This is a genomic window from Mycobacterium sp. 852002-51961_SCH5331710 (assembly GCF_001665535.1).
Classification (GTDB): Bacteria; Actinomycetota; Actinomycetes; order Mycobacteriales; family Mycobacteriaceae; genus Mycobacterium.
The window spans coordinates 51,332-77,866 of sequence record NZ_LZSQ01000007.1 but is presented as its reverse complement, the minus strand read 5'-3'; the positions used below and the strand labels follow the sequence as shown (position 1 = coordinate 77,866).

The 26,535-nt window shown below is 67.0% G+C and carries 24 protein-coding genes; 10 read left to right on the top strand and 14 right to left on the bottom strand.

Annotated elements, in window-relative coordinates; translation table 11 throughout:
• Nucleotides 1-7: 7 nt before the first annotated feature.
• Nucleotides 8-2,920, bottom strand: a complete 2,913-nt coding sequence (locus tag A5752_RS02015; RefSeq protein WP_067081206.1) for an MMPL/RND family transporter — start codon at nt 2,918-2,920, stop codon at nt 8-10.
• Nucleotides 2,917-3,342 (bottom strand): MmpS family transport accessory protein, encoded by a 426-nt coding sequence (locus A5752_RS02010; RefSeq protein ID WP_067081203.1) that lies wholly within the window; start codon nt 3,340-3,342, stop codon nt 2,917-2,919. Before A5752_RS02010 ends, A5752_RS02015 begins: the two co-directional genes overlap by 4 nt.
• A 213-nt stretch (nt 3,343-3,555) precedes the next feature.
• Here A5752_RS02010 and A5752_RS02005 point away from each other — a divergent pair, with 213 nt between their 5' ends.
• Complete coding sequence (locus A5752_RS02005; protein WP_067081200.1) at nt 3,556-4,212, top strand: TetR/AcrR family transcriptional regulator; 657 nt, start codon at nt 3,556-3,558, stop codon at nt 4,210-4,212.
• 15 nt (nt 4,213-4,227) lie between these two features.
• On the opposite strand, the gene A5752_RS02000 is transcribed toward A5752_RS02005, so the two are convergent.
• The 4 genes from A5752_RS02000 to A5752_RS01985 are packed head-to-tail and all read right to left on the bottom strand — an operon-like array spanning nt 4,228 to nt 8,458.
• The gene (locus A5752_RS02000) at nt 4,228-4,881 is read right to left on the bottom strand and encodes an alpha/beta hydrolase family protein (RefSeq protein ID WP_067081195.1); all 654 of its coding nucleotides are present in this window, start codon (nt 4,879-4,881) and stop codon (nt 4,228-4,230) included.
• A gap of 36 nt (nt 4,882-4,917) precedes the next feature.
• Nucleotides 4,918-5,694 carry a glutamine amidotransferase gene (locus A5752_RS01995; protein WP_067081192.1) on the bottom strand — a complete coding sequence of 259 codons (777 nt, stop codon included), beginning with the start codon at nt 5,692-5,694 and terminating at the stop codon, nt 4,918-4,920.
• A 28-nt stretch (nt 5,695-5,722) separates the two neighbouring features.
• Nucleotides 5,723-7,969 (bottom strand): catalase/peroxidase HPI, encoded by a 2,247-nt coding sequence (gene katG, locus A5752_RS01990; protein ID WP_067081186.1) that lies wholly within the window; start codon nt 7,967-7,969, stop codon nt 5,723-5,725.
• A gap of 33 nt (nt 7,970-8,002) precedes the next feature.
• Nucleotides 8,003-8,458, bottom strand: a complete 456-nt coding sequence (locus A5752_RS01985) for a Fur family transcriptional regulator (RefSeq protein WP_067081183.1) — start codon at nt 8,456-8,458, stop codon at nt 8,003-8,005.
• 282 nt (nt 8,459-8,740) lie between these two features.
• Here A5752_RS01985 and A5752_RS01980 point away from each other — a divergent pair, with 282 nt between their 5' ends.
• From A5752_RS01980 to A5752_RS01960, 5 genes are all read left to right on the top strand, one after another.
• Nucleotides 8,741-9,958 (top strand): acyltransferase family protein, encoded by a 1,218-nt coding sequence (locus A5752_RS01980; RefSeq protein WP_067081180.1) that lies wholly within the window; start codon nt 8,741-8,743, stop codon nt 9,956-9,958.
• 44 nt (nt 9,959-10,002) lie between these two features.
• The gene (locus tag A5752_RS01975) at nt 10,003-10,686 is read left to right on the top strand and encodes an Rv0518 family GDSL lipase (RefSeq protein ID WP_067081177.1); all 684 of its coding nucleotides are present in this window, start codon (nt 10,003-10,005) and stop codon (nt 10,684-10,686) included.
• Between the two features lie 63 nt (nt 10,687-10,749).
• Nucleotides 10,750-12,057, top strand: coding sequence for a sensor histidine kinase (locus A5752_RS01970; protein WP_082963699.1), 1,308 nt, complete (start codon nt 10,750-10,752; stop codon nt 12,055-12,057).
• Nucleotides 12,058-12,073: 16 nt separating this feature from the next.
• The gene (locus A5752_RS01965) at nt 12,074-12,505 is read left to right on the top strand and encodes a type II toxin-antitoxin system Rv0910 family toxin (RefSeq protein ID WP_067081174.1); all 432 of its coding nucleotides are present in this window, start codon (nt 12,074-12,076) and stop codon (nt 12,503-12,505) included.
• Nucleotides 12,506-12,571: 66 nt separating this feature from the next.
• Entirely contained in the window at nt 12,572-13,921 is a 1,350-nt protein-coding gene (locus A5752_RS01960; RefSeq protein WP_197500523.1) for an aldehyde dehydrogenase family protein, read from the top strand.
• An 11-nt stretch (nt 13,922-13,932) separates the two neighbouring features.
• Here the strand turns inward: A5752_RS01960 and aceA are convergent, their stop codons facing one another.
• Together aceA and A5752_RS01950 are read right to left on the bottom strand one after the other, a co-directional pair.
• Entirely contained in the window at nt 13,933-16,230 is a 2,298-nt protein-coding gene (aceA, locus tag A5752_RS01955) for an isocitrate lyase ICL2 (RefSeq protein WP_067081172.1), read from the bottom strand.
• Between the two features lie 41 nt (nt 16,231-16,271).
• A complete protein-coding gene (locus A5752_RS01950) occupies nt 16,272-17,114 on the bottom strand; it encodes a helix-turn-helix transcriptional regulator (protein WP_067081169.1) in 843 nt (280 codons plus the stop codon).
• Nucleotides 17,115-17,188: 74 nt separating this feature from the next.
• Between A5752_RS01950 and A5752_RS01945 the strand changes: the two genes are divergently transcribed.
• Nucleotides 17,189-17,857, top strand: a complete 669-nt coding sequence (locus A5752_RS01945; protein WP_067081167.1) for a class I SAM-dependent methyltransferase — start codon at nt 17,189-17,191, stop codon at nt 17,855-17,857.
• A gap of 20 nt (nt 17,858-17,877) precedes the next feature.
• On the opposite strand, the gene lhgD is transcribed toward A5752_RS01945, so the two are convergent.
• A complete protein-coding gene (lhgD, locus tag A5752_RS01940; RefSeq protein ID WP_067081264.1) occupies nt 17,878-19,086 on the bottom strand; it encodes an L-2-hydroxyglutarate dehydrogenase in 1,209 nt (402 codons plus the stop codon).
• Between the two features lie 159 nt (nt 19,087-19,245).
• Between lhgD and ripD the strand changes: the two genes are divergently transcribed.
• Nucleotides 19,246-19,788 (top strand): NlpC/P60 family peptidoglycan-binding protein RipD, encoded by a 543-nt coding sequence (ripD, locus tag A5752_RS01935; protein WP_067081165.1) that lies wholly within the window; start codon nt 19,246-19,248, stop codon nt 19,786-19,788.
• A 2-nt stretch (nt 19,789-19,790) separates the two neighbouring features.
• Here ripD and A5752_RS01930 read toward each other — a convergent pair whose 3' ends face one another.
• On the bottom strand, nt 19,791-20,237 hold the full coding sequence (locus A5752_RS01930) for an MOSC domain-containing protein (RefSeq protein ID WP_067081162.1): 447 nt from the start codon (nt 20,235-20,237) through the stop codon (nt 19,791-19,793).
• Between the two features lie 46 nt (nt 20,238-20,283).
• On the opposite strand from A5752_RS01930, the gene A5752_RS01925 reads away from it, so the two are divergent.
• Complete coding sequence (locus tag A5752_RS01925; RefSeq protein ID WP_067081159.1) at nt 20,284-21,468, top strand: acyl-CoA dehydrogenase family protein; 1,185 nt, start codon at nt 20,284-20,286, stop codon at nt 21,466-21,468.
• Here the strand turns inward: A5752_RS01925 and A5752_RS01920 are convergent, their stop codons facing one another.
• The 4 genes from A5752_RS01920 to A5752_RS01905 form a co-directional block, all read right to left on the bottom strand.
• The gene (locus tag A5752_RS01920) at nt 21,469-22,428 is read right to left on the bottom strand and encodes a haloalkane dehalogenase (protein WP_067081156.1); all 960 of its coding nucleotides are present in this window, start codon (nt 22,426-22,428) and stop codon (nt 21,469-21,471) included.
• Nucleotides 22,429-22,433: 5 nt separating this feature from the next.
• Complete coding sequence (locus A5752_RS01915) at nt 22,434-23,984, bottom strand: class I adenylate-forming enzyme family protein (protein WP_067081154.1); 1,551 nt, start codon at nt 23,982-23,984, stop codon at nt 22,434-22,436.
• Between the two features lie 65 nt (nt 23,985-24,049).
• Nucleotides 24,050-25,009: an esterase family protein gene (locus tag A5752_RS01910; protein WP_067081151.1), complete on the bottom strand. Its 960-nt coding sequence runs from the start codon at nt 25,007-25,009 to the stop codon at nt 24,050-24,052.
• 352 nt (nt 25,010-25,361) lie between these two features.
• Nucleotides 25,362-26,084 carry a hypothetical protein gene (locus A5752_RS01905; RefSeq protein ID WP_197500519.1) on the bottom strand — a complete coding sequence of 241 codons (723 nt, stop codon included), beginning with the start codon at nt 26,082-26,084 and terminating at the stop codon, nt 25,362-25,364.
• A 205-nt stretch (nt 26,085-26,289) separates the two neighbouring features.
• On the opposite strand from A5752_RS01905, the gene A5752_RS01900 reads away from it, so the two are divergent.
• Nucleotides 26,290-26,535 carry a hypothetical protein gene (locus tag A5752_RS01900; protein ID WP_067081149.1) on the top strand — a complete coding sequence of 82 codons (246 nt, stop codon included), beginning with the start codon at nt 26,290-26,292 and terminating at the stop codon, nt 26,533-26,535.

The following is a 26,535-nucleotide window of genomic DNA, read 5'->3' as shown; positions in this document are numbered from 1 at the left end:
CTCCCGGTCAGCGCGCGAAGGTCACGTCGTCGCCCGCGGTTTCGGCATGAGCGTCGCCGCGCGGCCATGGCTGCGGCACGGGGCGCTGCCGCACGCGCTGCGGCCACCAGAACCAGCGGCCGAGCAGGGCAGCGAACGACGGCGTCATCAGCGAACGCACGACCAGAGTGTCGAACAGCAACCCCAGGCCGATGGTCGTGCCGACCTGGCCGATGACGATCATCTTGCTGACCGCCATTCCGGCCATGGTGAACGCGAACACCAGGCCCGCCGAGGTGACCACCGATCCCGTGCCCGCCATCGACCGGATGATCCCGGTGTTCAGGCCAGCGTGTATCTCTTCCTTCATTCGAGACACCAGCAGGAGGTTGTAGTCGGCGCCGACCGCGAGCAGCACGATGACCGACAGCGGCAGCACCATCCAATGCAGCGGAATTCCAATGATGTGCTGCCACAACAGCACTGACAGCCCGAACGATGTGCCGAGGCTGAGTACCACCGTCCCTACGATGACCGCGGCGGCCGCGATGGCCCGGGTGAGCACCACCATGATGATGAAGATCAGGATGAGCGCCGCGGTTGCCGCGATCAGCAGGTCGTAGTCGGCGCCCTGCTGCATGTCCTTGTACGTGGCGGCGCTACCTCCGACGTAGACGGTCGATCCTTCGAGCGGGGTGCCCTTGATCGCATCCGCCGCCGCGATGCGCAGCGGCTCGATATGTGACGTGCCTTCTTCGCTCAGCGGGTCACCCTGATGGAACACGGTGAACCTGACCGCATGTCCGTCGGGTGACAGGAACAGTTTGATCCCACGCTTGAAATCTGCGGTCTCAAAGGCCTCGGGCGGGAGGTAGAAGGTGTCGTCGTTACGCGCTTGGTCGAATGCCTGCCCCATCGCAGTGGCGTTGTCCTGCAGGGCCATCGCCTGATCCTGCTGCGCCTTCTGCGCCTGATACTGGTTGAGTATCAACTGTTTCTGGTTCTTCAGCGTCTGGATCTGCGCGGGCATCACCGCCGCCATCCGAGGCGTCAGGTCGGCCATGCGCTCCATGTCCGGAACGATGTCCTGGAAGTCCAGCGACATCTGGCTCACCCCGTCGAGACTGTCGAAGATGGAGCGCAGAGCCCAGCACATCGGAATGTTGAAGCAGTGCGGCTCCCAGTAGAAGTAGTTGCGCAGCGGACGGAACTGGTCGTCGAAGTCGGCGAGGTGGTCGCGGACCTCGTTGAGGTTCATCGAGGTGTTCTTCATCTTGTCGGCCATCCGCCGACTGACGTCGGCCAACTGCAGGCTGACGTCGTACATCTCGGTCATCGAGTCGATGCTCACCTGCAGGTCGTCCGCCTGTTTGAGGATGTTGGCCAGGACGTCCTGCTGGTTGTCGTTGTTCATCAGTTGCGTTGTGCCGCTTTGGCTGATGGTGTACGCCAGCGATGCATGCTCGATCGGTTTGCCGTCCGGGCGGGTGATCGTCTGGACTTGCGCGATGCCGTGCACTCGAACCATCGCCTTGGCGATCTTGTCGATCACTAGGAAGTCGGCCGGGTTCCGCAGATCATGGTCGGCTTCCACCATGATCAACTCCGGATTCATCTTGGCGTCGGAGAAGTGCCGGTCCGCTGCGGCATAACCGACGTTGGCAGGCACGTCATCGGGGAGATAAAGGCGATCGTTGTAGGTGGTGTGATAGCCGGGCAGGGCAAGCAGGCCGACCAGCGCGAGCACAACGGCCATCACGAGGACGGCACCCGGCCACCGCACCGTTGCCGCACCGATGCGCCGCCATCCGCGCGCCCGCTTCCACCGCTTGGGTTCGAGGATGTTGCCGAAGCGCGTGACAATCGAGATCACGGCCGGTCCGAGCGTGAGGCCGGCGGCCACCACAATCGTCATGCCGATCGACAGCGGGAAGCCCATCGTCTGGAAGTAGGGCAGCCGGGTGAAATGCAGGCACAACGACGCGCCGGCGATGGTCAGACCCGAGGCCAACACGACGTGCGCGGTGCCGTGGAACATCGTGTAATACGCCGATTCCCGGTCCTCGCCGTTGCGCCGCGCCTCCTGATAACGGCCGATGAGGAAGATCGCGTAATCGGTGGCCGCGGCAATCGCCAGGGTGACCACCATGTTGGCCGCGAACGTGGTCAGCCCGAAAATCTCGTGATAGCCGAGGAAGGCGACGATGCCACGAGCGGACATGAGACCCACCACGACCATGCTCATCGTGATGACCACCGTCACCACCGACCGGTAGACGAGCAGCAGCATCACGATGATGATCGCGAAGGTCAGGGCCTCAATGGTTTTCATACTCGCGTCGCCGATCTCACGCTGATCGGTCGAGGTCGCTGCCGGCCCAGTCACATACGCGGCCACGCCGGGAGGCGGCTTGGACTCATCGATCAGGGTGCGTACGGCGTTCACCGACTCGTTCGCGAGCGACTCACCTTGGTCGCCGGCGATGTACACCTGCACGTAGGCGGCCTTGCCGTCGACGCTCTGCGCGCCGGAGGCGGTCAGTGTGTCGCCCCAGAAATCCTGAACGTGCTGGACATGCTTCTTGTCCGAGCGCAGCTTACGAACGAGGTCGTCGTAGTACACGTGCGCGTCGGCGCCCAAGGGGTCGTCGCCTTCGAGCACGATCATCACCGAGCTGCTGGTGTCGTACTCCTGAAACACCTTGCCGACGCGCTTCGTTGCGAGGAACGACGGCGCGTCCTTCGGGCTCATCGCCGCGGCGCGCAGTTCGCCGACGTCTTCGAGTTGCGGAACGACGGTGTTCAGCAACCCGACGATCACCACCCAGGCGACGACGATCGGAACCGCGAACGTGCGAATGAACTTCGCGATCCCCGGGCGCTTATGGTGGCGCGACCGCGGAATCGCGTCAGTGGGGGTGTCTTCGCCGACCGTGCTCATGCCGCCTTCACCAGGCAGTAGGTCGCTGCGTTCACGCCGTGCGCTGTCCTCTCGTCTTTCACCTCGTCGTCGACGGTGACGCGGCAGCCGATCGAGTCACCGTCGCCCTGGGCGACGAGGTTCGGCATCACCGACGGCACGGTGGTCTCCAGCCGCAACGTCCATGGCAGGCCCACTTCGGCCGTCCGCTGCGGCAACCCATCGAGGTCGGTGTAGTTGATGACCGCTGTGCTTGCGGTGCCGAACACCTCGTACACCACGACCTTGGGGTTGAAGTTGTCGGCGGTGTCGGAGCCGACGGGCGTCACCAGCGCGCCGTCCGTGCCGAACCTGGATCGCAGGTGTGCGACGGTGACGGCTCCGACCGTGACGGCCACCGCGATGAGCACTGGCAGCCACACCCGCTTCACCACGGCGATCACAGCGACTGACCAATTCCCTTGACCCGCTGGTTCATTGAGTCCACATCGTTTTCGACATGCTCGAATGCGGCAGTCACGGTCGAGCCTTTCGCAGGGCGATCATTTCGGTCGGGCCGTAGGGCCACTGAGTTAGATAGCCAACCTAAAACCCGAAAGTGGATAGAGTCAATCCGGTTATGGACGGGCGTAACAAAGATCACTTAGGCTGCAATCATGGTTGACAAGCCGTGCCGAGGTCTGCGCAAGGATGCCGAGCGCAACCGTCAGCGCGTGCTCGCCGCGGCGCGCGATCTGTTCGCGCAAAGAGGGCTCGAAGCGACGCTCAACGATGTCGCCAAGCACGCGAACCTCGGGGTGGGGACCGTCTACCGCCGCTTTCCCTGCAAGGAGCAACTGGTCGAGGCTGTTTTCGAGGATGCGATCGACGAGGTGGTCTGCCTCGCGGAAAGAGCACTGCAGCAAGAGGATTCGTGGTCGGGTTTCGTATGGTTCGTCGAGCAGCTGTGCGAGCTGACCGCCACCGATCGCGGGTTGCGCGAGATGGTCTTCAGCACCGCGTACGACCACAGCGGCGTCGAGCGGGTACGGCTGCGCCTCACCCCGCCGATCTCCAGGCTCGTCGAGCGCGCCCGCGAGGACGGTTACATCAGACCGGATATCGAATCGACGGACATGCCGATCGTCAGCCTGCTCGCCGGCACCGTCAGCGAGTGGGCGGGTCCCGTCAAACCCGACCTGTGGCGTCGTTACATCGCGATCATGCTCGACGGCATTCGGCGGCGGCCGGGTCAGGAGCGTCTCGCGGTCGACGCGCTGGACGACGAACAGATGAACGCCGCGATGCGAGGCTGGAAACCGCCGGGCTGCTGATCCGCGCTGCGGCGATCAGAGCACCTCGGCGATCCGCGCCGCCACATCCGCAGCGACCGACAGCGATGCCTCGTCGGTCGCGGCCGAATACCGGTCGGCGGCAGGGTCATACGTCGCACCCGCGATCGACCCGTGATCGGCCTCGAGCACGACGCACGAGACCGGCCAACCCGCGTCCGAGAGCGTCTCGGCGAATTTGCGGCTCACCTCGGCGGGGACGACGTCGTCGTGAGCACCGTGCAACAGCGTGAACGCCGCGGCATCACCGTCCAACGAACTCGCCAACGGCGCGCCGCTGAGAGGGTCCGCGACCATGAATGCGCCCGCCAGGCACACGGTATGCGCGGCGCCGAACTCACGGGCGTGGATCGCAAGGCCCGCCGCCGCCAGGCCTCCCATGGACCATCCCACGACCACCAACGGCGCGTCGCCGGCGCGCGTCCTGGCATGTGAGGCCGAGGCCAGCAGGTCGGCACGACCACGGTCGTCGGCGTGTGAGTCCCAGTCGGCGAGCACGACCGCGAACCCGTGGGCGTGCACCCGTTCGGCCAGCGGTCGCATTGCGGTGCGCGAATCGGTCTGGGCGCCGTGCCACATCAGGACTGTCGGTTGCGCCGGATCACCGAAGACGTCTGCGGACCGGCCGGGGGAGTACTCGACGGTATGCATCACCCTGGAGTGCCCCACAAGCCCGAAGACCAACCGTCAGCGCGCATACCGTTCCACGAACCGGCGCAGGATGGTCTGGGGATATCGGACATCCCATTGCCGCACAGCTGATTTCAGCACCTCGGCGGACTCGGGCGGAAAGTACCCGTAGTCCTTGTAGGCATCGATGCGGGTGATCAGGCCATCGAGATCCAGTTCGGGATGAAACTGCGTGGCATACACATGACGGCCGACCCGGAAAGCCTGCACCGGGCAAACCGGCGACGTCGCCAGGCGTACGACGCCGGTCGGCAGTTCGGTCGCGCCCTCGCGATGCCCCCCGTAGGCGTCGAACACATCGGGCACCTCGGCGAAGAGGTCGTCATCGCGGCCCGCGGAAGTGACGGTGACGGTGAGCCCGCCGACCGGCTCCGGATGAGTCCGGTCCACCGTCGCGCCGATGACCGTTCCGAGCGTGCCCACGCCGTAACAGCAACCGAGGAAAGGGAAGTCGCGATCGACGATGCGGGCGATGAGTTCCAGAAGCTCCGACTCGACGCGCCGCTGCGTCTGCGACTTCACCTCGGCGGGATCGCTGACGTTGTAGGGCCCGCCGCCGAGGATCACTCCCGACAAGTCCTCGAGATCGATGTGGCCCAGAGCTTCGTGGGTCAACCGGATGCGCCGCATGCCGGACTCGTCGAGGCTGGCGAACCGCATCATCGCCCGGTACTCGTCCTCGGCGGCCTCGTCCTCGCCGCGGATCGACAACAACAGAAACGGGGCAGACAGCACGACACCCCGCGAGCCCGATGAGCCCGCGGGGTGTCGCATCTCGTTATTGTGCGATCAGACTCGCCTGTTAATCCAGATCGAACCGATCGTTGTTCATGACCTTCACCCAGGCAGCGACGAAGTCCTCGACGAACTTGTCCTTGCTGTCTTCCTGCGCGTAGACCTCCGCGATGCCGCGAAGCACCGAGTTCGATCCGAACACCAGGTCGTTGGCGGTCGCGGTCCACTTGAGCGCGCCCGAGGAGCGGTCGCGTCCCTCGTAGACGTTCTCGGTGGTCTCCGACGGCTTCCACTCCGTGCTCATGTCGAGCAGGTTGGTGAAGAAGTCGTTGCTCAGCACACCCGGCCTGTCGGTGAACACCCCGTGCTTGCTGCCGCCATGGTTGACGTTCAGCACCCGCAGCCCGGCGATCAGCACCGCCAGTTCCGGAGCGGACAGATCGAGCATGTAGGCGCGCTCGACCAGAAGCTGCTCCAGCGGCGCCTTCTCACCAGCCCGCGCGAAGTTGCGGAAGCCGTCGGCCCGCGGCTCGAGAACCGCGAACGAATCGACGTCGGTGTTCTCCTGCGTGGCGTCGGTGCGCCCCGGCGCGAAGTGCACGTCGATCTCGAAACCTGCGTCACGCGCAGCCTTCTCGACCGCCGCCGAGCCGCCCAGCACGATGATGTCGGCCAGCGAGACCTTCTTGCCGCCGCTCGCCGAGCTGTTGAACTCCTGCTGGATGCGCTCGAGCACCGGCAGCACCTGCGCCAGCTCGGTGGGCTCGTTGGCCTCCCAGTTCTTCTGCGGCTCCAACCGGATCCTGGCGCCGTTGGCACCACCGCGCTTGTCGGTGCCGCGGAAGCTCGACGCCGACGACCACGCGGTTTTGATCAGTTGTTGCACGCTCAGGCCCGAGTCGAGCAGCTTGCTCTTGAGTTGGGCGATGTCGGACTCGTCGACCAACTCGTGGTCCACCGCCGGCACCGGGTCCTGCCAGATCTCCTGCTCGGGGATCCAGGGGCCCAGGTAGCGGCTGACGGGTCCCATGTCGCGGTGCATCAGCTTGAACCAGGCCTTGGCGAAGGCCTCGTCCATCTCCTCGGGATGGTCCAACCAGCGACGCGTGATCTGGCCGTAGATCGGGTCTTCCCGCATCGAGATGTCGGTGACCAACATCGTCGGCTTGCGCGGCGGGCCACCGAACGGATCGGGGATGATCGCCTCGGCGTCCTTGGCCTCGAATTGCCAAGCGCCACCGGGGCTCTTGGTCAGCTCCCACTCGTAGCCGTAGAGGTTCTGCAGGTACCCGTTGCCCCACTGGGTCGGGGTCGGGGTCCAGACCACCTCGAGTCCGCTGGTGATCGTGTCGCCGGCCTTGCCGGACGCGAACGCGCACTTCCAGCCCAGACCCTGCTGCTCGATCGGGGCGCCCTCCGGCTCGGGTCCGACCAGGTCGCCGTCGCCGGCGCCGTGGGTCTTGCCGAGGGTGTGGCCACCGACGATCAGCGCGGCGGTCTCCTCGTCGTTCATCGCCATGCGGCCGAAGGTCTCGCGGATGTCGTGGGCCGCGGCCAACGGATCCGGCTTACCCTCGGGGCCTTCCGGGTTGACGTAGATCAGACCCATGGTCGTCGCGCCGAACGGCTCGGCCAGCTTGCGGTCCGAGTCGTTGGTGCCGCCGTAGCGCTGGTCCGTGCCCAGCCAGGTGTCCTCCTGGCCCCACAGCATCTCCTCGGGCTCCCAGATGTCCTCGCGACCGAACGCGAAGCCCTTGGTCTTGAAACCCGAGACCTCGAGTGCGGCGTTGCCCGCATAGGCGATGAGGTCGGCCCAGGAGATCTTGTTGCCGTACTTCTGCTTGATCGGCCACAGCAAGCGGCGAGCCTTGTCCAGGTTCGCGTTGTCCGGCCAGCTGTTCAGCGGCGCAAAGCGCTGCGCACCCTGGCCGGCGCCACCGCGTCCGTCGAAGATGCGGTAGGTGCCTGCGGCGTGCCAGCTCATGCGGATGAACAGCCCGGCGTAGCTGCCGTAGTCGGCGGGCCACCAGTCCTGCGAGGTGGTGATCAGCTTGTGGACGTCGGCCTTGAACGCCTCGAGGTCGAGTTTCTTGAACTCCTCGGCGTAGTCGAAGTCCTGGCCGAGCGGGTTGCCCTTTTCGTTCTGCTTGTGCAGCACCGACACGTCAACCTGGTCGGGCCACCAATCCCGGTTGGTCAGCGGAGCGTGCGTCTTCGGCTTCGGGGAATCGATAGCCGGGTTCTCGCTCTCGCTATGACTTGCCGTCTTGGAATCGTCGTGAGGCGGGCGAGCGTCGGATGTATCAGATGACACAGCGTTCCTTCCGGTGGGTTGTTTGGGCTGTGATCACGGGTGTGATCGGGAAACTTGCGATACCAGGCAGTCAGGGCACAGGCCCCAGTAGATGACCTCGGCCTCGTCGAGCACGAAACCGTCCAGGGCGCCGTCGGGATCCGACGGCGTCAGGCAGGGCGCTTCACCGACGGCGCAATCGATGTCGGCGATGACCCCGCATGACCGGCACACCACGTGGTGATGGTTGTCGCCGACACGCGATTCGTAGCGGGCCACCGAACCGGACGGCTGGATGCGTCGCACGAGGCCGGCACTGGTGAGCGCGGCGAGCACGTCGTAAACCGCCTGCCGTGAGACGTCGGGGAGGGCGCGCCGCACCGCCCCGAAGATCGTCTCGGTGTCGGCGTGGGGATTGCCGTAAACCGCCTCCAGCACCGCGAGCCGCGGGCGGGTCACACGCAGATCGGCAGCGCGCAGCCGATCGGCGTAATCAGGCGTTGCGGACACGCTGCCAGGATGCTCCGCTTTCTGGAATCAGTCAAGACTTTGTCCGACGGCGTGTCGTGCGGAATTTCGATGAGGTTGCTGTCGTCACCGAAGCGCCTCGTTACCAAGGTTTTTGGATGTCGCACGGCGCGTCGACCTCGATTTTCGAACATGATCGACGCCCGGTCGCGCTGGTACCCTTCGGAAGCTGCCGGGTCTGCGGCCAGGGGAGGCGGACCGTCCGGCAGATCACGTCAAGCGATACCCGAACGAAAAGCTACGGACTTCCGCGAAGAGAGTGTTGTGCGCACCGGAGAAATCAAAGCCCTTTCCGGCCTGCGCATCGTCGCCGCCGTATGGGTGGTGCTGTTTCACTTCCGCCCGTTGTTGGAACAGGCGGTCCCGGGATTCCGCTCGGCGTTCGCCCCACTGCTCAACTGCGGTGCGCAGGGTGTGGACCTGTTTTTCATGCTCAGCGGGTTCGTCCTGACCTACAACTACCTCGAACGCATGGGTCCGTCGTTCGAATGGCGGGCGACCCTGCGGTTCCTGTGGCTGCGGCTGGCCCGGGTCTGGCCGGTGTATCTGGTGACGATGCATCTGGCGGCGCTGTGGATCATCTTCACGCTGCAGGTGGGGCACGTGCCGTCGCCGGCGGCCGAGACGCTGACGGCGACGAACTACCTGCGCCAGGCGCTGATGATCCAACTGTGGTTTGTCCCTTACTTCGATGGCTCCAGCTGGGACGGGCCCGCATGGTCGATCAGCGCGGAGTGGCTGGCCTACCTGTTGTTCGGCGTGCTGATCCTGGTGATCTTCCGCATCGCGCGGTCAACACGGGCGCGAGGGCTGATCGCGCTGGCGTTCGTGGCCGTGATGCCCCCGATCCTGCTGTTGCTGGCGACCGGACAGTTCTATACGCCGTGGAGTTGGTTGCCGCGGATCGTCATGCAGTTCACCGCGGGCGCGCTCATCTGCGCGGCGGTCCGCAAGCTCGATCCGAGCGACCAGGCTCGGCGTGCCGCCGGATACGCCGCACTTCTCCTGGGCGCCGCGATCGTCGTGATCCTCTACCGGCTCGACGCGCATCCGTTGCCGAAGATCGTCGATGGCGCCGGTCTGGTCGATGTGCTGTTCGTGCCCTTGCTGTTGACACTGGCCATCGGGGCCGGCTCCGTGCCGTGGCTGTTGTCGCGCCGACCGGTGGTGTACCTCGGGCACGTCTCCTTCAGCCTGTACATGGTTCACGAGCTGGTGCACACCACCTGGAACTGGATGGTGGACCAATTCGGGCTGCGACTGTCATCGGACGTCACGGGCAAGCTCATAATGGTTGCCTTGCTTGGCACCGCGCTGATCGGCGCGGTCATGCTGTACCACTTCGTCGAGGAGCCTGCCCGGAAATGGATGCGCAGCATGATGAACGGTCCCACCGCACCGAGTTCGGAGGCACCGGGCAGATTGCACACCGTGTATCGGCCGCGCGAACGGTCAGAGGTGATGGCCGCCCGCGCAGGCTGACCGGGCCGACGCCGTCGCGGTCCTACGCCCACGCGGTCAGAAGCGTGCTGACCATTGCGATCGCGGTTGCGATCCTGGTCGTCACCGGTTGTCAGCAGTCGAAGCTGATGCAGCACAAGGACATCGACCCGCTCGCGTTCGCGGTCAATCGCATCGCGGTGATCGGCGACTCCTACACGACCGGAGGCCCGGAGGGCGGGGTCGGCGAAAAATCCTGGACCACCCAGGCCTGGCAGATCTTGGCGGAGCAGGGGCTGTCCACGACAGCCGACGTCGGCGCAGAGGGCGGAGCGGGCTACGGCACCCGCGGCAACCGGGGCAGCATCTTCGAGGATCTGACCGCGGCAACGGTGAAGCCCGACGACACGCTCGTGGTGTTCTACGGCTCGCGCAACGACCAGAACGTCGACCCCGCGCAGCTGTCGGTCCTGGTTTACGGGACGTTCGTGCTGGCACGGCGCATCGCGCCGTCGGCCCTCTTTCTGGTGATCGGGCCGCCCTGGCCGACCGCCGACGTACCGGCCACCGTGGTGCGCATCCGCGACACCCTCAAATACCAGGCGGACTTGGCGGGCGCAACGTTCGTCGACCCGATCGCCCTGCGCTGGTTCGTCGACAGGCCCGAGCTGATCGGCGCCGACGGCGTGCACCCCACCGACGCGGGTCACACCTACATGGCGGAAAAGATCGCGCCGTTGATCGGCGCGCAACTGCCGCGGCGGGTCTGATACGTCCTATCGTTGCTGATCGTGCAACTTGGTGGGCGCCTGTTCGCGCTGCTGACCCGGGTGATGTCGCTACGCATCATCGTGATCGTCGCGGCGCTGTCGGTCGTGGCGCTGGTGATCACGCTTGGCGCCTGGGTGTGGTTCGGCGTCACCAACGACCAGTACAGCCAGTTGGATCGTCGCCTCGATTCGGTGAGCAGCCTCGGCGACATCAGCGAGCTGCTGCGCACCGCACAACAGGCCGACCTCAACCTGCCGATCCCGGACGGTGGGCTGGTCCGGACCGCCCGCGTCGACGGCTTCACCGTTTCCATCCCGGAGAACATCGTGCTGCCGGAGTTCCCCGTCGGCTACGCCGACACCACCATCGACGGCGTCGAGTACCGGGTCCGCACCTTCACCGCCGGTGAGGCGTTGATCGCGATCGGCGCGCCGCTCGCCGAGACGCAGCACCGCATCGACGAACTGCACCGCAGGGTGCTGCTGATCTGCGGCGGCGTCATCGTCGGCACAATCCTGGTCGGCTGGGTGATGTGGTCGATCATGATCAACCCGTTCCGCTTGCTCGCCCAGCAGGCGCGCGCCATCAACGCGCAATCCAAACCCGACGAGGTTCAAGTGCGCGGCGTCCAGGAGGCGGTCGAGATCGCCGAGGCCGTCGAGGGCATGCTCGCGCGTATCGGCGACGAGCAACAGCGAACGAGGGCGGCACTGGAGTCGGCACGTGACTTCGCCGCGGTGGCTTCGCATGAACTCCGCACGCCGCTGACGGCCATGCGCACCAATCTCGAGGTGCTGTCCACGCTGCAGATGCGCGACGAGCAACGCCAGGAGGTGATCGCCGACGTGATGCGCACGCAGAGTCGGATCGAGGCGACGCTCACGGCGTTGGAGCGACTCGCGCAGGGCGAACTGACCACTGTCGACGACTTCGTGCCGGTCGACATCACCGAGCTGCTGGACCGGGCCGCCCACGACGCGATGCGCAACTATCCCGGGCTGAAGGTGTCGCTGTCGTCGTCGAGGACGGTGCTCATGGTCGGACTGCCCGCCGGGCTGCGACTCGTCGTCGACAACGCGATCACGAACGCGATCAAGCACGGCGGTGCCACCGAAATCCGGTTGGGCGCAGAGGCTTCCGGCGAAGGTGTGCAGATCACGGTCGACGACAACGGATCGGGGATACCGGAGGAGGAGCGCGCCGCGGTGTTCGAGCGGTTCTCCCGTGGATCGACCGCGGCACGGTCCGGATCGGGACTGGGCCTGGCGCTGGTGGCCCAACAGGCCGAGTTGCACGGGGGCACCGCCGCGATGGAGGCCGGCCCGCTCGGCGGGGCCCGGCTGGTGTTGCGGCTGCCCGCGCCGAGCTGATGGCTACCATCCTCAAATGGCCAAGCTGGAGTTGTCCCGACAGCTCACGTTGAGTCCGCAGGACGCGTGGGAGCACGTATCGGATCTCAACGCGTTGGGGGACTGGCTGGTCATGCATGAGGGCTGGCGCAGCGAACTGCCCGACGAACTGTCGGTCGGCACCACGATCGTCGGGGTGGCGGGGGCCAAGGGGTTGCGCAACCGCGTCACGTGGACCATCGAGAAGTTCGACCCACCCCGCCTGATCGAGGTCACCGGAAAGGGCGTCGGCGGCACGAAGTACGGGCTGCGGATGAACGTCGCACCGACCGGTACCGGCTCGGCGTTCACACTCACCCTCAACCTTGGGGGAGCGCCGCTGTTCGGCCCCATCGGCGCGACAGCGGCACGCGCGGTCAAGGGTGATATCGAGCGGTCGATCCGGAGATTCGAAGAGCTCTACGGCTGAGCGACGCCGCGCCTCGCGCGGTTGATCGCGATCCTGGCGGGTACCACCGTTCGCGTGTCTTCGACCATGGAGCTGACCGTTCTCGATCCCCGCACCGGCGACGAAGTCAGCAGAATCCCGATCACCGATCCCTCCACCTGTGCCGAAGCCGTGGCCCGAGCGCGCGCGGCGTCGACGGGGTGGGCGCGGACCCCTGCGGCCGAGCGCGCCGCCGCGCTGACGAACGCGGCCGCCGCCGTCCGCGCGGCCGCAGAGGAACTGGCCGAGCTCAACGAACGTGAAACGGGAAAGCTACGCGACGACGCGCTGGGCGGAGTCGACGCGGGCGCGGGCACGTTGGTGCAGTACGCCGAGCTCGGGCCGCTGCACCGCGGCCGCAGCCTGCACGGCGACTGGACTTCGACCGACTTGATGGTGCCGGAGCCCCGCGGTGTCGTGGCGGTGCTGACCCCGTGGAACGACCCGGTCGCCGTCGCGGCCGGACTGTTGGGTGCGGCCTTGGTGACGGGAAACACGGTGGTGCACAAGCCAAGTGAACGCTGTCCGGCCACGGGTCGCCGTTTCGCGGAGCTCCTGGCCGAGCAGCTACCCGATGGCGTGTTGGAGATCCTCGACGGTGACGCATCGGTCGGCGCGCGGATCGCCGAGGCGGCCGACGTCGACGTTGTCGCGCACGTGGGCAGCAGCGCCACTGGACGGGCGATCGCCCGGACATGCGCCGACCGCGGCGCCAAGACCGTGCTGGAGAACGGCGGCAACGACGCGCTGATCGTCGACGCGAACGTGGACCCGCGGTGGGCGGCCGAGCAGGCCGCACTCGGGGCGTTCGCCAACGCCGGACAGATATGCGTATCGGTGGAACGGGTTTTCGTCGTCGAGTCGGTGGCCGAGGCCTTCCTCGACGCGTTGACGGCCGAGGCGCTGGCGTGGGACAAGCGGATCGGACCGCTCGTCGACGGGCGCCAACGCGACGTCGTGCAGGCTCAGGTCGACGACGCCGTCGCGAACGGTGCCCGCGTCTTGGCGGGCGGTGCTCCGCGGCCGGGTCCGGGCTCGTACTATCCGCCGACCGTGCTGGCCGACTGCATGCCGCAGATGCTGGTATTCCGCGAGGAGACGTTCGGTCCGGTCGCGCCCGTGCGAGTGACCCCGGACTTCGACACCGCGCTGCGCGAGGCGGCGGACGATCGTTACGGGCTCGCCGCCACCGTGCTGACGCCCGATATGGGTCACGCTCAGGAGGCGTGGCGGGCACTGCCCGTCGGCACCGTCAAGATCAACGATGTCTTCGGGGGAGCGCCCGGCGGGGCCTCACAGCCGCGTCGCGCGAGCGGCAACGGGTTCGGGTTCGGTCCGGAGCTGCTCGACGAGATGACGCAGATGAAGGTCGTTCACATCTCGCCACCGAGCGCCTGAGCCCTGAACCGTCAGTCCTCCTTGCGGATCAACCGTCCCAGCGCCTCGCGGTCGGGGTTGAGCAGTTCCTCGATCCGCGGCTGATTCACGTCGGCGACGATGATCTCACCGACCTCCTGGTACACGTCGGTGAAGATGCCGTGGGACTTCATCTTCTCGGTTTGATAGATGTTGTCCTCGGTGGGCGTGACGTAGTACATGATCTCGGGCTTGAACCGGTGGATGAGCCACAGGTGCACGACGCTCATCAGCCGCTTCTGCCGTAGCTTCTCGGCGAACGTGTTCTGGTCGCGCACCGTCAGGATGCTGCGCCCGTGCCGGTCCTTGATCGGATCGACGATCACGTTCGCGAGCTTCTCGTCCTCGCCGTCGCGCTCGCCGAAGATCCCGAGCTCCAGCACATCCGAGCCCGGACGCGTCGGACGCAGCTGCACCCGCAGCTTCTCGTCGAGCTTGTAGTGCTCGCCCCACATCGCCAGCCACTCCTCGAGCAGCTTCTTCGGCACCTCGGTCTGCACGAGATGCTGATGCTGGGTCGAGCCCTTGCCCATCGCCTTCGTGGTCGCGAGCCGACCCGACGATGCGGCCAGCGCGGCATCGCTGCGCGGACCGCCGACGAGCGTCTGCGGTGTGCGATAAGGCGATTCGACCAACCGCATCTTGCGCTGCAGCCGCGCCAGCGCGAGCATGCCGTCCTGACGCAGCGCGGTGGCGAACTCCTCAGACGCGACACCGTCGACCTGATGACCGCCGTAGGTGATGAAGTTGAAGACGAAGCCCATCTTGCCGAGTTCTTCGGGGAACGCCCGCATCTCGTCGTCGGTCATGCCGGTGGTATCCCAGTTGAACGAGGGCGACAGGTTGTAGGCCAGCATCTTCTCCGGGAACTCGGCGTGGATGGCCTCGGCGAACTCACGCGCGTCGGCGAGGTCGGCGGTCTTGGTCTCCATCCACAAGATGTCGGCGAACGGCGCGGCGGCAAGCGACTTGGCGATCGCATAGGGGATCCCGCCGCGGACCTGGTAGTAGCCCTCCGGGGTCTTGGCCAGCTCGCAGTCCCATCCCACGGCCGCCCCGATCTCCCTGGCCTTCTCGCGGGCGGTGTAGAGGGGAGCGCGCTCGGCGAACTGCCGCCACTCGGCGACGCTCATGTCGAGCTGCTCGCCTTCGCTTTCGCGGAACTCGAGCAGCTCGGCCACGGCCTCGCCGTACGTCATCAAGCCGGCATCGACCTGCCAGGCGTCGACGCACTTCGACTCGACCTCGTCGAAGATCGCGTCGATCTCGCCGTCGGGGCGGTCCTGATACTCCGCGGCCGCCTGGGTGACGGTGTCCCCGATTCCGTGGCGGTCCAGCCAGGCGTTGGCGGTTTCATATTCCCCTTCGGGCAGCGCGTAGAGCAGGTGTCCGTTGAGTTCGGTGACGCCCGCTTCGTAGAAGCGTCGCATCATCGCCAGGTAGCACGACTTGTACGACGGCACCTTCAGATTCGTCACGCCGAGCAGGAACGGCTGGTCGCGTTCGTCGGCGCGGCTGTCGATCAGGTTGGCCGCCTCGGCGTCGGTGCGGGCCACGATGATGCCGGGCACCCGCATGATGTCGAGTTGGAAGCGGGCGGTGTTGAGCCGTTTGATCTGTTCGTCGGACGGCACCAGCACCTTGCCGCCCTGATGGCCGCACTTCTTGGTGCCCGGGCGCTGGTCCTCGATGTGGTAGCCGGGGACCCCGGCCTCCACGAATCGACGAATCAGGTTGCGCACGTGCGGATCTCCGCCGTGGCCGGTGTCCGCGTCGGCGATGATGAACGGCCGGAAGTCGACCGCGGGGGTGGAGGAGCGCTGGTCTTCGGTCATCTGCAGCCGCAGGTACTGCTGGTTGCGGTCCGCGGTGAGCAGCGCGCGGACCAGGCCCGCGGCCTCCTCGGGCACCTGGCTGAGCGGATAGCTGGCGAGGTCCGGTCCGGGGTCCTCGGTGGTCGAGCCCTTGGCGGAGGTCGCCCAGCCACCGAGGTAGATGCCCTCGATGCCCATGCGTTTCATCGTCACGGCCTGGCCTGGCGAGTACGGGCCGAAGGTGGTGATGCTCTTCTTCTGCGCGAACAGTTCGCGCAAGCGCTCGTAGAACGCGGTGGCGGCCTCACGCGCCACGATGTAGTCCGACGGAATCGTGCCGCGCTGTTCGGCGACCTGACGGGCCGAGTAGAGGCGGATGATCCCGTCGAATCTCGGGCTGTCGAAGTACCGCTGCGTGGCAGCGACCTCCTGCTCGAACGGGGTCTGAGGTGCGGCGTCCGTTTCGATGATGGCCATGCACCCACAGTACGACCCGGCCTCCGCCGGAGATGGCGTTATCAGCAGGGATGGGCGCGCCACATGCGGGGAGACGTCCCGTGGGTGCGCCGGAACAGCCTGCTGAAGTATCCGGGGTCGGCGATGCCGACGCGGCGGGCGACCTCAGCGACCGGCAGGTCGGTGTCGGTCAGCAGGCGCCGACCGGCCGCCATCCGGCGCTCGATGATCCACTCCTGGACCGTACGGCCGGTGCGTCGGCGCACCATCGTGGTCAGGTGGCCGGGTGTCATGCCGACCTCGGCGGCCACGTCGCGCAGCGACAGTGGCTGCCCCAGCCGCCGGTCGATGACCGCGAAGACATCCGCCAGCAGCGGTTCACCGGCCTGTCGCAGGTCGCCGACCACGTCGTCGGCCGTCCGGGCGAGGTCGATCAGCAACAGCGTCAGGTGCGCCAGCATCGCCTGTCGGTATCCGTCGCGGCGTTCGGTCAGCTCGGTTTCGATCGATGCGATCGCCGTCCGCCACGGCTCCACCCGCGCCTCGGGCAACCGTAGTTCGAGCACGCCGCCCGCCTCGCCGTGCAGGAACGGGAACAGCAGGGGATGCTCACGCCAGGTCGGGCGGCCTCCTTCGGACTCCAATGCCGCAGGGTCGAAGAAGACGCCGACACCATCGTCGGGCCGGGCCGCGGGATCGAGTACTTCGCCGGCGGCGATGACAAGCACCGTCGCCGTGTCAGGGACGAACCACAACGCCGGGAAGTCGTGGATGTGGCGGCCGCGCCGGATCAGCCCTTCGTGCCCGGCGTGCACCACGGAGACCGGCGGGGTGCCGGGGGCCGTCGGATAGCCGTAGATCGGCACTCCACCGCGGTTCCGAACCAATCGCGACGCCAACGTCACGACACCCAAAGATAGTCCAACTTTCACCGACGATCACCCAACACTACGAGCGATCACCCGTTCACGATGGCATCATGACAGAAAATACTCCTACTACCGAAGCAACGGGGCACCACGACTATCTGCCCGCCGCGGGTCACGACATGTTTCTGCCCGCCTACGACCTGCTGACCCGCGCCCTGGGGTTCCGACGGGCGTATCGCACGCTGATCGCACAGGCCGACCTGCGCGACGGGATGACGGTTCTCGAAGTCGGTTGCGGCACCGGCAATCTCATCGTTGCTGCGCACCAGGCGCACCCCGGCATCGCGGCGACCGGGTGCGACCCCGATCCGCTGGCGTTGCGCCGTGCCGAGCGCAAGGCCCGTGGCCTGACCGGCGTCACATTCGACCGTGGATACGCCCAAAGGCTCCCGCATGCCGACGGGGTGTTCGATCGGGTGCTGTCCTCGATGATGTGGCATCACCTCGATGACGACACGAAAGACGCTGCCGCCGAGCAGATTTTCCGCGTCCTGCGGCCCGGTGGCGAGTTGCACCTCGTCGACATCGGTGGCGAGGTGTCCGCCGAGGACGGCGTGCTGGCCCGCCGCCTCATGCGGAGTGCACACGCTGCAGGCAACCGCGGCGATGCGATACCGCGACAACTGCGAGGCGCCGGCTTCGAGTGCACTCAGGTCGGCCACCAGCGCGTGCGCGTGTTCGGCCACGTGGCGTTCTTCAGGGCGGTGCGCCCGGCCTGATCGTCAGCGACCTTCGCGAGTCACTCTGCGGCTTCGAAGGTGTCGACGACGTGCTCGGCGATCGCCAGCGACGATGTCGCGGCAGGCGACGGTGCATTGCGGAGCACCACGACGCGGCCGCGGACACTGATCCGGAAGTCGTCGACGAGACCGCCGTCGGGATCGAGGGCTTGCGCCCGCACTCCAGCGGTGCCGGGAACCACGTCGTCGTCGGCCAACCCGGGCACGTAGGCCCTCGCGGCGGTGATGAAGCGACGCTTGGACAGCGATCCGGCCACTTCGCGGATCCCCGTGCGCCAGTGCCGTCGGGCGAATCGCCAGAAGGCCGGTGTCGACGCAATTGCGCCCAGATCGCGCACCGACACCGTTCCCCACGTGTAGCCCTCACGCGCCAGAGCCAGGACCGCGTTCGGTCCGATCAGCACCTCCCCGTCCACCCGCGGGGTGACGTGCACCCCGAGAAACGGGTACCGCGGATCGGGCACCGGATAGACCAAACCGTTGACCAGATCGCGCCGATGCGGTTTCAGCGCGTAGTACTCACCCCGGAACGGCATGATCACCGGATTCGGCCCGTCCCCGGCCATCTCGGCGAGCCGGTCGCTCTGCAGACCGCCGCACACGACGACCCGGTCGAAACCGGCCTGCGTCTGGTCGCCGTCGGCGCCGGCGCTGACGAGCACTTCGGTGTCACCCACCTCCAGGCCTGTCACCCGTTGTCCGAGAAGCACTTTCGCACCGGCGCCGGTTGCGTCGGCGGCTAGCTCCCTGGTGACCTCGGCGTAATCGACGATCGAGGTCGACGGCGAGTGCAGGGCGGCGATCCCGCGCACGTTCGGCTCGAGCTCGTGCAGTTCCTGCGCCCCGATGATCCGAACCCCGGGTACACCGTTGGCCACCGCCCGCCGCTCGATGTCGGCGAGGCGGCCCTTTTCGGCGTCATTGAGGGCGACCAACACCTTGCCGCAGGCGATGCGGCGGATCCCGCGCTCCGTGCAGAACGCTTCGAGCAGACCCACCCCGCGACGGCAGAGCAGGGCCTTCTGCGATCCGGGTTCGTAGTACAGACCGGCATGCACGACGCCGCTGTTGCGGCCCGTCTGATGCGAGGCCAGGCGGTCTTCCTTCTCGAACAACGTGACATCGGAGTCGGGACGCCGCCGCACGATCTCGCGGGCGACCGCGACGCCGATGATGCCGCCGCCGACCACCGCGACCCGCTCGGTCATCGCCACACGCCGCAAAGCAGGGGAGTAATCACTGTTCGGTTACGGTACTGCATCTCATTGGCGCTGGGCCAGGCGCGAATTGGCACTCCGAGCAAACAAACCGGTACAAGTGAATACAGCGCCATAAGTGTGCGCGCAGTCGAGAAAGAGCAACGAACCATGAAACGCATCTACGCCTTGGTGATCGGCGTCGCCCTGTTGGTGACCGTTCCTGGGGTGGCGGCCGCCGCACCATCGCCGCGGTCCGCGGCCAACCAGCAGGCGGTCGATCTCGTCATCGCCCGCGGGCTCTCCCAGCGCGGTGTCCCGTTCTCCTACGGCGGGGGAGATGCGAACGGGCCGACGAAGGGCAGTGGCACGGCCGACAACGTCGCCGGACTCGACCGCGAAGGCCACATCGTCGGCCTGAATCCGGCCGTCAGCACCGTCGGTTTCGACGCGTCGGGTCTCATGGTCTATTCGTTCGCCGGCGTCGGGGTCAAGCTGCCGCGGTCGTCGGGCGCGCAGTACAACGTCGGCCAGAAGGTGTTGCCCTCCGAGGCGCTGCCGGGTGATCTGATCTTCTACGGCCCCAACGGAAACCAGAGCGTGGCGTTGTTCGTCGGCAACGGGCAGATGCTGGAGGCCACCGAGCAGGGCGTCGCGGTGTCGCCGGTGCGGACCGCCAACATGACGCCGTACCTGGTTCGCATCATCAAGTGAGGTCACTGCGGCTCTGACGCGGTCAGCACTTCGACCGGATCGCCGAGACGGATCGTGCCCGAGCTGAGCAGGCGGCAGGCCGAGCCGCCCCGGCTGCGCAGCGCTGCCGCGGCGCCCGCACCGATCCAGTCGTCGAGCAGGCGGCACGGCGCCGACACCCGCACTACCTCCAACAGCACACCGCCGATCAGCAACCGCGTACCCGGCCTGGTGGGGATCTCGCCGACGTCCACCGTCACGTTGCGTCGGGTCTGGGCCTGGTCGAACGCGTAGCCGAGATCGGCCGCCGCACGGTCCAACAGCTCCTGCGACTGGACGGTCACGTGGCGGTGGCGGGTGCCGTGGTAGCGGTCGCCGACCAGGCCGGTTGCCGCCTCGGCGACCACCTCACCGACGGAGCGCATCGGCAGCCGGCTGCCCGGAGCGATGTTGAGTGCGGTGACGTGCACGGGCGAAGTGTATGTGCGGCGAGACGATCGCTGATAAAGAGGACTGATGACGTCGACATTGGAAGCCGCCGGGGGCATCGCCGGGCGGGTGCGCGGCCTGCGCGAAATCGTGCAACGGGAAGCCGGGGAGTCGGAGCAGAGGCGCACGCTCAGCCCGGCCGTCGTCGATGCGATGTGGGAATGCGGGCTGATGACGGCGTTCAACCCCGCGCCCGCGGGTGGCAGCGAGCCGTCGTTCGCCGAGATGATCGAGACCTGGATCGAAATGGCATGGCAGGACGGTTCTTTCGGATGGGTCGGCATCGCCAACCTGCCGTCGTCGTTCGCGGCCGCCGCGTATCTGCCCGATGCCGGGTTCGCCGAGGTGTTCACCGCCCACGACAACCGGGTCACCATGGGCGGGCAGTTCTTTCCCAACGGTCAGGGCGCCGCCGTGTCGGGCGGATACCGGTTGACCGGGTCGTGGAGCTTCGGTTCGGGGATCGGTCACTCGCAATATGTCGCTGCGGGTTTTCTGCCGATGGACGGCACCGAGATGCGCTGGGTCAGCGAAGGTATCCCGGAAATGCAGGTCGCGATCCTGCCGCGCGAGCAGGTGAGTTTCAACGACGGCTGGTATGTGCAGGGGCTCAAGGGAACGGGCTCCTACGACTACAGCGTCGAGGACGTGTTCGTGCCCGCCGAGCGCACGTTCGCGTTGTTCACCCGGGAGCCGCTGCGCGGATCGTCACCCGCGACGCGGATGGGCATGATGCCGGTGACCGCCGCCGGGCATGCGTCGTGGGCGCTCGGCGTGGCCAAGAGCATGCTCGACGACGTCGAAGAACTCGCCGCCACGAAGTTCCGCATGAGCGATATGGCGTCGCTGGCCAGTCGGCCGACGTTTCAGAAAGGTCTGGCTCATCACGTCGCGGCGTGGCGGGCGGCGCGGCTGCTGGTGCTCGACGCCTTCGCCGCCGCCGAGTCCGCCGTCGCGGCGGGCGACGACCTCACCCCGGCCCTGCGGGCGGACATGCGGGTGGCCGCGGTGTACGCCACGGATGTGGCGCGCCAGTGTGCGGAGTGGGCGCATCTGGTCGCGGGCACCAGTTCGATTCGCGAGGGCAGCCGATTGGAACGGGCGTTCCGGGACATGTACACCGGCACGCAGCACGCGTTCATCAGCGAGAAGGTGGCGATCGACGCGGCCCAGGTCTGGCTCGGCATCATCGACGACCAGTTCGGGCTCTGATCATGCGGTGCGGGTGACGAATTCGGCGACGATGCGCCCGAGTTCGCCGCCCCGCTGTTCCTGCACGAAGTGGCCCGCGCCCTCGATGGTCGTATGGGGTTGGCCCTTCGCGCCGGGCACGTGGTCGGCGAAAACCTTGTCCCAGCCTTGGGTCGGCGGATCACCGTCGGAGTAGGCCGTGAGAAACGGCCGTCGCCACTCGCCGAGCGCGGCCATGGTCTCGCGCCCGATCGCGGCGCCGGGATCGTTGCGGGTCAACGGGATCAATGCCGTCATCTGACGCAGGCCGGCGGTGTACGCCCGATCCGGGAACGGCGCGTCGTAGGCGGCCAGTACGTCGGGGCTCAACGGCCCGGCCACCGCGTCGAGGAAAAGGCTTGGAACGAGATCCGGTGACCGTTGGTAGAACGCCACATAGTCGAGGAGGGTCTCCTGGTGGATGACCTGACCGTCGCCGACACCGTGGTGCGGCCACTCGAGCCGGCCCGCGAGAGCGGGGTCGCACGTGTGCAGGATCGTGTTGCTCGCGACGACGCGGGCGAACCGGTCCGGTTCGCGGGCAAGCACACTGAGCCCGATCGGCCCGCCCCAGTCCTGCACGACCAGCGTGATGTCGGTCAGATTCAACCGGGTGATCGCGCTGTGCACCCAGTCGACGTGGCGCTTGAACGTGTAATCCGTCGGCTCGGTCAGCTTGTCGGACCGACCGTAACCGATGTTGTCTGGCGCGATCACGCGCAGACCCGCATCGAGTAGGGCACCGATGACGTGCCGGTACAGATACGACCAGGTGGGTTGGCCGTGCAGCAGCACGACGACGGGCGCGTCGACCGGTCCCGCGTCGACGTAATGCATTCGCAGCGGGTCGATTCCGCGCGTCTGGACCTCGACGTAGGAGGGTTTGAACGGGTAGTCGGGCAGCGCGGCGAAACGCTCGTCGGGTGTTCTCAGAACCGCCATCCGGCTCACCCACCGACCGATTCGAGGGTGCCGTCGGCGATCATGGCGCTCAGCGACCTGCGGTCGAACTTACCGCTGGACAGGATCGGGATCTGCTCACTCGAGGCCAGAACCCAGCGGCCCGGCACCTTGTACGCGGACAGGTGCGCGCGGGTGTGAGCGGCCAGCGCCTCGACGTCGATACCGGCGGCGGTGGGTACGACGACGGCGCAGACCTGCTCTCCGCGACGGGGATCGTCGATGCCGAGCACCAGACACTGTGCCACGCCGGGGAAGTCCTCGATGACAGCTTGGACCTCGAGCGGCGAGACGTTGGCGCCCGCGGACTTGATCATGTCCGTGGTGCGGCCGACGTAGAACAGCCGCGGGTCACCCGGTTTTCGGTAGACGCGGTCACCCGTGTGATACCAACCGTTTTCGTCGAAGGTCTCCCACCGCTCGCGCTTGTTGTAGCCGGCCATCACGCCGATCCCGCGGATCAACAGTTCGCCGACCTCGCCGTCGGGCACCGGGGCGCCATCGTCGTCGACGATGCACATGTCGGTGAACGCGAACCCGCCCGCGGTTTCGGACATGGTGCGGTGCACGGGATACCCGTCGGGGACGTCGACCATCGCGATGTCGAGCGGCCCGTCGCGCAGCATCGGGGCGCTGGACAGATCCCGGTCGGCAAAGCTCGGGTGTTCGCGCATGCGCTGGGTGAACGCGGGCCATCCGATGACGCCGGCGGCCCGCTCGCGCTCGATCAGATCCAGCGCGCCCTCGGCCTCCAGACGGGGCAGGACGAGCACGGTGACGGGTTCGTGCAGCGCACCGGTGGCCGCGAGTAGCCCGCCCACCCAGAAGAACGGCATCGCGCACAGGACCCGCACCGCGCCTTCGCTTTTGGTGACCATTCGGATCGCGGCGGGCCACGTGGACGTCTGCCGTACGAGGGTGCCGTGGGTGTGCATGACGCCCTTCGGGTCCGCGGTCGAGCCCGAGGTGTGAATCACGACCGCGAGATCGGCTGGCGAAACCTCGGCCTCGGCTGCGGACAGCACCTCGGCGGGCACCCCCTCGCCGTCGCACCCGGCCGCCCAGGAGGGAACAGGGCCGTCGACGATTACGACACGACGCAGGTACGGGGCGGCGATTAGCGCCAGCCGTCCACCCTGTTGGGTCGTCAGCTCCGGCCATGCCGCTTCGAACCGCTCAGCGACGTCGATGCTCAGGACGCGGCCGGGAGCGACGATCACCGCGACGTCGGCCAGCCTTGCGACTTTGGCGATCTCCGCGGGCGCGTAGAGCGTGCTGAGTGGGACGGCCAGCGCGCCGACGCGCGAGATGGCCAGCCACCAGACGATCCAGTCGACGCCGTTGGGGAAGTACAGCCCGACGCGGGTGCCCTTGCCGACACCTTGGCCCAGGAGCCACCGCGCGAGGACCGCCGAACGCTGGTCGGCGTCGCGGTAGGTGAGGCGTTCGGTCGGGGTGACCAGATAGGTGTGGTCGCCGAACTCGGTGGAGGCGCGCGCCAGGAGCGCGGGAACGGTCGGTCGCGGCTGCTGCGTCACGCAGTGATTGTCTCCAACGCGAACTGGGCGACCGCACGAGGCGGTCGCCCAGTGGCGTCAGGACCTCAGGCGCCCAGCGTGGCCTGGATGTCGCCCTTCATCGCGGCCAGTTGCGAACCCCAGTAGCCCCAGCCGTGCGTGCCGTTGGCGGGGAAGTTGAACGTGCCGTTGCTTCCGCCAGCGGCCGCATAGGCCTTCTGGAAATTCTTGTTGCTGTCCAGGGTGATGGTCTCGAGGAACTGACCGGCGATATCGCCGCCGCCGCCGAGCTCGGAGGGGACGCCGTTACCGCAGTACACCCAGATGCGGGTGCCGTTGGCCACCAACTTGCCGACGTTGACCGTCGGGTCGTTGCGCTTCCAGGCCGAGCTGCCGGGCGGGCCCCACATCGCGGTGGCGCTGAATCCGCCCGCGTCGCGCATCGCGACGCCGACCAGCAGCGGCCAGATGCCGTCGGAGAGGTTGAGGAAGCCCGAAAGGGACGCCGCGTAACGGAACTGGCCGGGGTGGTAGGCCGCAAGGATCAGCGCCGCGCTGCCCGACATGGACAGGCCGACCACCGCGTTGCCGCTGGGCGAGATGCCCTTGTTGGCCGAGAGATACGCGGGCAGTTCGGACGTCAGGAAGGTCTCCCACTGGTAGTTGTAGCTGCCGCCGTTGCCGACCGCGGGGCCCTGCCAGTTGGTGTAGAAGCTCGACATGCCGCCGACCGGCATCACGACCGACAGCCCCGACTCGAAGTAGGTCTCGAACGCGGCGGTGTCGATGTCCCACCCGCTGTTGTCGTCACGCGCCCGAAGGCCGTCGAGCAGATACACCGCGTGCGGTCCGCCGCCTTGGAACTTGACGGGGATGTCGCGGCCCATGGCCGCCGAGGGAACCATCAGCGTCTCGACGGGCAGGCCGGGCCGCGAATAGGCCGCGGCGGTGGACGTGCCACCCACGACCGCGACAAGGCCCGGTATGAGCAGGGCCGCCAGCGCGCCGGCCATCATGCGGCGCGTCCATCTGTGTAGCAATGTCATCGCTGTGAACTTCCTGGTTGTGTGATACCGCCGAGCGGTCTCGCGGACGAGGCACACCGGCGCCTGGTCTCGGCTGCCGATTCAGGTGCGGATGCTTCACACCTGCCGCGTCGGGAACACCTGCCGCGCGTAGCCGCTGCTGAGGGATATGTCGGCATCGGCGGCGGCCCCGTTACCGGGCGTGGGGTGCGTCACTGTTCCGTAATGGTGGTCCCGGGGGCGGGCCGGCCGGATCGGCGGCGGCGTGGCAGGCGACCCGCACAGGCGCCAGTGTCCTCGTGCTCGGTCGCACCTTCTGTTCTGGGAGGGGTGGCCTGTTCTGGGAGGGGTGGCGCGATCCGAAGGCGCGCGACTAACCGCGCGGCAACAACGAGATCTTCTGTCCGATCTTCCTCGACAGCTGGGTGGTCAGATTCTCGATGTCCGAAACGGTTTCGAGCACCACGCCGTCGGTGGTGTGTTCGGCGCACAGCGCCGCCGTCTTGGCCGTCAGGCTCAGCAGTTCGGAGCAGTAGTTGAGGTAGTGGTGGAGCTGCTCGGCGTCGAGCCCGTGCGGCGTGCTCTGCGCGGTGGGTACGTAATTCGGGTTGACCTGCTCGGGATCCTTCGACAGCTGGTGCATATCGATGACGTGGGTGAGTGACCGCAAGCGGTGCGAGAGTCCGAGCAGGGAACGGCGCTCGAGTCTTTCAGGGAATGCCCACAAGAACACCACGGCGATCGCGGCGAAGATGAGGTCGTTGACCACGCTTTCGGTCAGCGGCACCCAGTCGGCGGTGCGGTCCAACCCGTCGAGAACCGCCGAGCGCAGGCCGTACCCGAGGGCGATGAGGGCGGCGACAACGATGGCGATGCCGGTGGCGCGTGCGGCCAGCGTGGTGCGGCGCAATCGTGCGTGGGACAGGGTCGCCTCGTCGTCGACCGACATCACGAGCTGGCCGAGTTCGCGCGCGGTCTTGGTCAGGCCACGCTGTCCGAACCGCGCGTCGATGCGACGTTCGAGTTGCTCGACGGTGGCCGCGACGTGTGCGCCGTTGAGCCGCACCCGGTCATCGACTGGACTGGTTTTCGCCACGTCAAGACTCTAGAGCGGGAGCGGTTGTCGATACGCGTGGGATGCGCACATCGCCACCCTGGCGAAATTCAGTTGAGAATCCGACGTGAAGCGGGAATGTTCCGGTTGTGCGGGCGGTTGTCGAATCCGTATATGACAGCGCCGTTTGGAACAGAAGAGCTCGGCGTTCAGGTTTGCCGAGATATTTCGAGTGGAGCGATCAGACGTGAATTCGAGGCGATTGAAGCTGTTGTTGGCGATGGTCGGCACCGGGGCCGTGTTTGCGAGCGGGTTGACGCTGGCCTACGCCGAGACCCACTCCGCGACCGGGGCGCCGGCGGTCGCGGCACCGCAGTTGACCACGGGGGAGACGTCGACCAAGTCGACGGCACCCTCGACTCCGGAGACGTCGGTCGCGGTCCCACCGATCACCACGGCGCCCTACACCATTCCGACCGGCGAACCTCAGTAG